Genomic DNA, 1,625 nt, shown 5'->3' with positions numbered 1-1,625 from the left:
TATACATAAAATTGAATAAGACATTTAAAACATATTACAAATCATTAATATTTAAAACGTTTATTTATAATATTTTTACTTTCTGCGAAATATAGAAATAAACTTAATAACGTCGAGAAATATTACCTATACATAGCTAGGAAACTACTTACAACTCTTTGCATCAAAGCAATGATAAAAACTGTCTACTATTATTACACAAATCAAAAATAAAAAGAGAAATGGCATCCCATTTCTCTTTTTCACTCTTATTGTCCTTTTTCTGTATCATTTGAAAGTAGTTTCTTCGTTTGTTTTTCTTTAAAGATTTCTCCAATTGCCCCGAGAGTACCAAGCGTCTCAATTGCATTAGACGGAATAAAGACTTTATTTGCTGGCCCTTTCGCAACTTCAATCAATGATTCAAATGATTTATAAGCAAGTACGCGCTCATCTAAATCTGCTGCACGAAGCAATTCAATTCGATTTTGTTCTGCTTTTGCAATTTCCTCAATCGCTCTCGCTTCCCCTTTTGCTTCTAACTCTTTCGCTTCTTTAATACCTTCGGCTTCTCGAATGCGTGCTTCTTTATCACCTTCAGCCATTAATATTTTACTTTGCTTTTCGCCTTCAGCACGAAGGACTTTATCTTGTTTTGCAGCTTCAGCTTCTAAAATGATCGCACGTTTATTACGTTCTGCTTTCATTTGCTTTTCCATTGATGCTTGCACATCTTTCGGCGGATTAATATCAACAACTTCGACACGTTCAATACGAACGCCCCATTTTTCTGTTGCTTCATCAAGTGCCAAGCGAATTTCTGTTGAAATTTTTTCACGACCAGATAACGTTTCATCCAGTTCCATTTTACCAATGATTTGACGCATCGTTGCCGAAGTAATGTTACGGACACCATATTCATAGTTCGAAATACCATATGTCGCAAGTTCCGGTTCCACAATTTGATAGAAAATAATTGTATCAATTTCTACTTGTACATTATCTTTCGTAATAACCTTCTGCGGTGGTACATTCGTTTGTTGAATACGTAAGTCATGATATACACGAACGCGATCCACAATTGGTATTAATAAATTTAATCCTGGCTGCATAATACGTTGAAACTTACCAAACCTTTCAACGACTCCAACTTTTTGCTGTGGAATAATTTTGATTGTTAATGCGATAAATGTAACAACAATTAGTGCGAAAATGATCGTTAATGTTAATGCTACTACCATATTTATTCACTCTCCTTTTTTACTTGTAATATAGTACTATTCCTCTTTATAACAATAACTTTTTCTCCAGCATCAATTGGCTCATCTGCAATAGCTGTCCAAGTATCTCCATCCACCTTCACAATACCATTCACTTCATTTGTAATCGCTTGCATAACTATCCCTTTTTTACCAACTAGCATATCTACTGTATCAGTAAAACCTTTTGCTTCTCGAAAGTTTTTTGAAATTCTTTTCGTAAAGAAAGTCAATGTTAAACTTACAATTGCACCAGCAATAACTTGTAACAGTAGTGCTTCAGGGGCGAATAAAGCAATTAGACCTCCGACAACAGCACCAATTCCAAGCCAAAGCATGTAAAACGTAATCGACAACATTTCTGCAATAAATAAAATACCAGCTATT

At 34.4% G+C, this 1,625-nt stretch carries 2 protein-coding genes; both read right to left on the bottom strand.

Annotated elements, in window-relative coordinates; all coding sequences use genetic code 11:
* Positions 1-248: 248 nt before the first annotated feature.
* The gene (locus KI369_RS24575; RefSeq protein WP_212957848.1) at positions 249-1,220 is read right to left on the bottom strand and encodes an SPFH domain-containing protein; all 972 of its coding nucleotides are present in this window, start codon (positions 1,218-1,220) and stop codon (positions 249-251) included.
* A gap of 2 nt (positions 1,221-1,222) precedes the next feature.
* Positions 1,223-1,624, bottom strand: a complete 402-nt coding sequence (locus KI369_RS24570; RefSeq protein ID WP_238484954.1) for an NfeD family protein — start codon at positions 1,622-1,624, stop codon at positions 1,223-1,225.
* Between the last annotated feature and the right edge of the window lies 1 nt (position 1,625).

It is taken from the genome of Bacillus sanguinis (genome assembly GCF_018332475.1).
Taxonomy (GTDB): domain Bacteria; phylum Bacillota; class Bacilli; order Bacillales; family Bacillaceae_G; genus Bacillus_A; species Bacillus_A sanguinis.
The sequence above is the reverse complement of the archived record's forward strand: the minus strand, read 5'-3'. Positions and strand labels throughout refer to the sequence as shown.

What these genes read in the sequence shown, in the direction of transcription:
- KI369_RS24575 (WP_212957848.1), bottom strand. Translation starts at nt 1,220, where the DNA reads ATGGTAGTAGCATTAACATTAACGATCATTTTCGCACTAATTGTTGTT.